The organism is Streptomyces aurantiacus JA 4570 (assembly GCF_000414115.1).
GTDB lineage: Bacteria > Actinomycetota > Actinomycetes > Streptomycetales > Streptomycetaceae > Streptomyces > Streptomyces aurantiacus_A.
Window position 1 is genome coordinate 1 of record NZ_AOPZ01000284.1, and the last position, 4,819, is coordinate 4,819.

Sequence of the window (4,819 nt, forward strand, 5' to 3'; positions counted from 1 at the left end):
CGGCACGGGCGGCTGGGGCGGACCGTAGGCGCCGGGCGGTGGCGGGCTCGCGGGGGCGCCGGGGGCGTACGTGGGCGGGGGCGGGCCGAAGCCGCCTGGGCCGCCCTGCACCGGCCGCCTGTCCTCGGGCTCGACGGGCCCGTCCTCGGGGTCGTTGGCTTCCATCGTCGGCTCCCCCCAGCCGTAGGACGCAGAACACCGATCGAGGAGCGCATCGGACCAAGGGGCGCATCCCCCTGCCCCACGCCCTCAATTCCCCTACATTCGACGAAAGTTGGCGCTCCGTCAATCGCTGGTGACGGACTGTTTCGAGTCGGAGGGCGGCCCGCCATCCAGCGCCTCTACGAAGTGGTCGAACTCGCCCGCCCGTGCGCCCAGTACGAACGCCTCCCACTTCGTGCGGGTCGTCGTGACGACGTGGTCGGGGGCGTCGGTCGTGCGCAGGTGGACCGTGTCGTCGGGGCCGAAGGCGAGCTCGATCCAGGGGCCGGGGCCCTCCTCGTCGTCGGGGGCGGCGCGGGCCCAGGTCAGGGGTTCGGGGTGGGGGCTGTCGGCCATGGACGGAAGTATCGCGGAGGCGGCGGCGGACGTTTCGCGGAGGCGGCGGCGGACGTATCGCGGAGGCGGCGTGCTTCGGGTGGTGCCGGGCGAAGCCGCCCAGGCGGGAGGTGCCGCGCCTAGACTGGGCGCGGCGGACTCCCGGGAACGGTAGGGTGGTTGACGGTGCGTAAGACGTGGCTGCTCGCGGCCGTCGCGTTCAGCGGGTCCACTGGGTTCATCGGGCTGCTGGTGCTCGGGACGTTCGTGGCGGCCGGGAGCATGGCCGGCGGGTCCGGCGGCGGCGGGAACGTCGGACTGGCCAAGGGCGCCGTGCCCACCACGTACCAGCCCCTCGTGCAGAAGTGGGGCAACCTGTGCAAGGCCATCAACCCCGCCCTGCTCGCCGCCCAGCTCTACCAGGAGAGCGGGTTCAACCCGCAGGCGAAGAGCCCCGCCGCCGCGCAGGGGATAGCGCAGTTCATCCCGGGCACCTGGGCCACGCACGGCATCGACGGGGACGGCGACGGCGACCGTGACGTGTGGGACCCCAAGGACGCCATCCCGTCCGCGGCCAGCTACGACTGCAAGCTCGCCAAGTACGTGAAGGACGCCCCGGGCGACCCGACGAAGAACATGCTCGCCGCGTACAACGCGGGCGCGTACGCCGTGCTCAAGTACGGCGGGGTGCCCCCTTACCGCGAAACGCAGAACTACGTCAAAATCATCACGACTCTGGAGAAGAGTTTCGCCCGGCCCATCGGGCGGGTGCAGCCGTCGCAGCAGGCGGCGGGCGCCATCTACTACGCGCAGAAGAAGCTGGGCACCGAGTACCTGTGGGGCGGCAACGGCACCGCCGACCAAGGCGGCAAGTTCGACTGCTCCGGGCTGACCCTCGCCGCGTACCGCACCGTCGGCATCGAGCTGCCGCGCGTGGCCAACGACCAGTACAACGCCGGGCCGCACCCCAAGCGCGACGAGCTGCTCCCGGGCGACCTGGTCTTCTTCTCGGACGACCTCAGCAATTCGCGGGCCATCCGGCACGTGGGCATCTACGTCGGCGGCGGCTACATGATCGACGCCCCGCGGCCCGGCGCCGTCATCCGCTTCGACCCGATCGATACGCCGGACTACTTCGGAGCCACGCGCGTCACCAAAGATGGCGCAAAAGCGATCCCCGAGGAGCCGGTGGAGAAGCGGGTCGACAGGCCCCGGGAGAAGCCGGAGGGGGAGCCTTCGGAGTCCGAGGACGCCGGTGCGTCCGGCGGGTCGGGAGAGTCCGACGAGTCCGGGGGGAACGCGGAGGACGGCGCAGCCGGTGAGTCTCCGGGGCGTCCTTCCGGCACGCCGTCGTCGGGCCCCGCGGGACGGGCCTCGGCGCGGCCGTCGGACGCGGGCGCCGACGTCTGACCCGGCCGCGTGCCGACGCTGCCCCGGCGTGTGATCCACTGGCTGAGCGGAGGCGCGCGCCGGGCGCGCGCGCCGCGTGAACTGGCTTGAACCCTCCGTTAAATCAGCCCCCTGAGCTGCGGCGATGAGTCTCTCTTCGATAACGTCTGAGTGATCTTTCGGTGGAGAGTGGAACGTAGTGAAGGGGGCCGGGCGTTCCCTTGACTGGTACGGCGGCGCGACGACTGGTACGGCGGCACGACTGCACTGACCACGGGGGTTGATGGAAGGGCGCGCGACAGGGCGCGCTCGCGAGTGAGAAGACAAGGGGCCACAGCATCATGGCTGGACTCGATGATTCCGGGTCGAACCCCGACGTCAGCCTGCTCTACGACATCAACGGCCTGGCCGAGGACGCGCCCGGCTGGCTCGCCAGGACGATGGAGTTCGTCGGCGAGTACGGACTGCTGCTCGCCCTCGTCCTGCTCGTCGTGTGGTGCTGGTGGGGCGCGCGCGGGCGCGCGGTGCTCGACGACGCCGCCTCGTCGGTCGCCGCAGTCGTGTGGGCACCGCTCGCCGCGGGCATCGCCGTCCTCGTCAACGTGCCCATAAGGGGCTTCGTGGAGCGGCCCCGCCCCTTCGAGGACCACCAGGGCCTGAGAGTCCTGGTCGACGGCAAGACGGACTACTCCTTCGTGAGCGACCACGCGACGCTCGCGATGGCCATCGGCGTGGGCCTCTTCGTCGCCAACCGGAAGTTCGGCATCGCCGGCATCGCGCTCGCCGCCGCCGAGGGCTTCTGCCGCGTCTTCATGGGCGTGCACTACCCGACCGACGTGGTCGGCGGCTTCGCGCTCGGCACGGCGGTCGCGCTGCTCCTGTCCCCGCTCGCCATGGCCCTCCTGACGCCGCTCGCCAAGGCCGTCGGCCGCTCCGGCCGGGCCTCCCGGCTGGTGTGGGCGGGGCCCGGGGACGTCGAGCCGGTCGCCGCCCTGACCGAGCAGGAGACGGCGCCGGGCACGGACGAGCGGGACCTGGCGGCGTAGGCCGGAACTCCCGTACGTACCTCGGGGGCCGGAACTCCCGTGCCACGGGAGCCGGAACCCCCGTGCCCCGGGGGCTACAGCGCCTGCGGGAACGAGAAGAAGCGCGTCGGGTCGTACTCCTTCTTCAGCTTCTTCAGCCGCGGCGCCGCCTGCCCGTAGTACGCCTCGCGCCAGTTGGTGAGCGTCGGGTCCGCGTAGTTCTGGTACGCGGCCCCGGAGGCGTACCGCCGCATCGCCCCGTGGGCCGAGTCCAGCCACGCCTGCGAGGCCGTCCCGGAGGTGCCTGCGCGCCAGGACACGATGTACTGCGCGAGCATCCGCGAACGGCGGTGCACGAAGGCCGTGGCCGTCGGGTCGACGCGGTTGATGGCGCCGCCGAGCGCGGTCAGGGCGATGCTGCCCGCCGTGCCGCGCGGGCCGCGGACGTTCTCCATCTGGGTGAGCAGCGCGCGGATCCCGGCCGTCGACAGCGACCGGTCGAAGAAGTCCGAGCGGGCCGCGTACGTCTCCCGGCCGAGCGCGCCGCTCGGCGTGCGCCCCGGCGTGGAGCCCGGCAGATGGCACTGGGCGTCCGCGGCGAACGACGAGCAGCCCGCGTACACCTCCATCGCCTGCTCGTACGAACGCCGCTTCAGGGACACGCTGCGGGCCGGGGCGCCCACCTTGTCGGCGAGGCGGTCCACGGCGTTCTGCAGCGAGCCGTACGTTCCCAGGGAGAAGGCCGCGACGGAGATGGTGGGCTTGCCGCCCGGCACCGCCGCGATGTGGGCCGACGACCAGATCTCGTCCGGCTGCGAAGGCCCCCACTCCTGCCACGCCTTGAGCACGGCCGCCGCCTTCGACCAGGGCCAGGTCAGGTACGCGGAGACGGCCTGCGGGGCCGGGTGCGTGCGGAAGGTCAGCTCGGTGACGATGCCGAACTGGCCGTTGCCCGCGCCGCGCAGCGCCCAGAACAGATCCTTGTGCTCGGACTTGCTTGCGGTGATCTGCTTGCCGTCCGCGGTGAGGAGGGTCGCCGAGGTGAGACTGTCGCAGGTCAGGCCGTACGCGCGCGAGACCACGCCGTGGCCGCCGCCGAGGGTCAGGCCGCTGATGCCGACCGTCGGGCAGGAGCCCGCGGGGATCGTCACGCCCTTCGCGGCGAGCGCGCGGTACACATCTATGAGCTTGGCGCCACCACCGATGGTGGCCGTGGTGCCGCTGGACCGAACGCGGTTCAACTTCGATACGTCGATGACGAGGCGGCCCGTGCCGGAGGACCAGCCCGCGTAGGAGTGGCCGCCGTTGCGGATCGACACGGGGGTGTCGTGGGCGCGCGCGTACGCCAGGGTGGTGCGGATGTCGTCCACGCCTGCGACGTAGGCGACGGCGGTGGGCTTCAGGTTGTCGAAGCGGGTGTTGTACAGCTGGCGGGCGGTGGCCCAGGCGGCCTCGTTGGGGCGCACCAGGGTGCCGTCCAGGTCCTTGGCCAGGGCGGCGAGGCTCGCCGGGGCGGAGGCGGCCGCCGTCTTTATGGGCGTGGTCCCGCTTCTCGTGCCTATGGGCTCTGCGGTCCCGGTGCTGCTCGCCTTGGTGCCGTTGCCGTTGCCGCTCGTGCAGGCGGTGGCGCCCGCCGCGAGTGCGGCGGTGGCCGTTCCGAGGAACGTACGTCGTTGCATTGAGGCCCTCCCGTTGCTTCCCGCACATCGAGACGGCCTCCACGCTCCTCGGGTTCCCTTGCCCACAGCAGGGAGCGGCAGACGCCGGACGGCCGGTGTGGCACCGGAGGTGCGGGGTGCCCGCAGGGCTGGGCGCCGTGACCCCGGTGCCGGCGTGGGCGCGATGTGCCTGGAAACGGGCGGGCGGGT

3 protein-coding genes and 1 pseudogene are annotated in these 4,819 nt (G+C 72.2%); 2 read left to right on the forward strand and 2 right to left on the reverse strand.

Translation table 11 applies throughout. The features are described from left to right. Positions 1-285: 285 nt before the first annotated feature. Complete coding sequence (locus STRAU_RS25615; RefSeq protein WP_016643304.1) at positions 286-558, reverse strand: DUF397 domain-containing protein; 273 nt, start codon at positions 556-558, stop codon at positions 286-288. Between the two features lie 159 nt (positions 559-717). Between STRAU_RS25615 and STRAU_RS25620 the strand changes: the two are divergent. Together STRAU_RS25620 and STRAU_RS25625 are read left to right on the forward strand one after the other, a co-directional pair. Beyond that, positions 718-1,716, forward strand: a pseudogene (locus STRAU_RS25620) (C40 family peptidase); the annotation flags it as partial. Between the two features lie 551 nt (positions 1,717-2,267). Beyond that, a complete protein-coding gene (locus STRAU_RS25625) occupies positions 2,268-2,972 on the forward strand; it encodes a phosphatase PAP2 family protein (protein ID WP_016643305.1) in 705 nt (234 codons plus the stop codon). A gap of 74 nt (positions 2,973-3,046) precedes the next feature. Here STRAU_RS25625 and STRAU_RS25630 read toward each other — a convergent pair whose 3' ends face one another. Further along, on the reverse strand, positions 3,047-4,630 hold the full coding sequence (locus tag STRAU_RS25630; RefSeq protein ID WP_016643306.1) for an FAD-binding oxidoreductase: 1,584 nt from the start codon (positions 4,628-4,630) through the stop codon (positions 3,047-3,049). Positions 4,631-4,819: the final 189 nt, after the last annotated feature.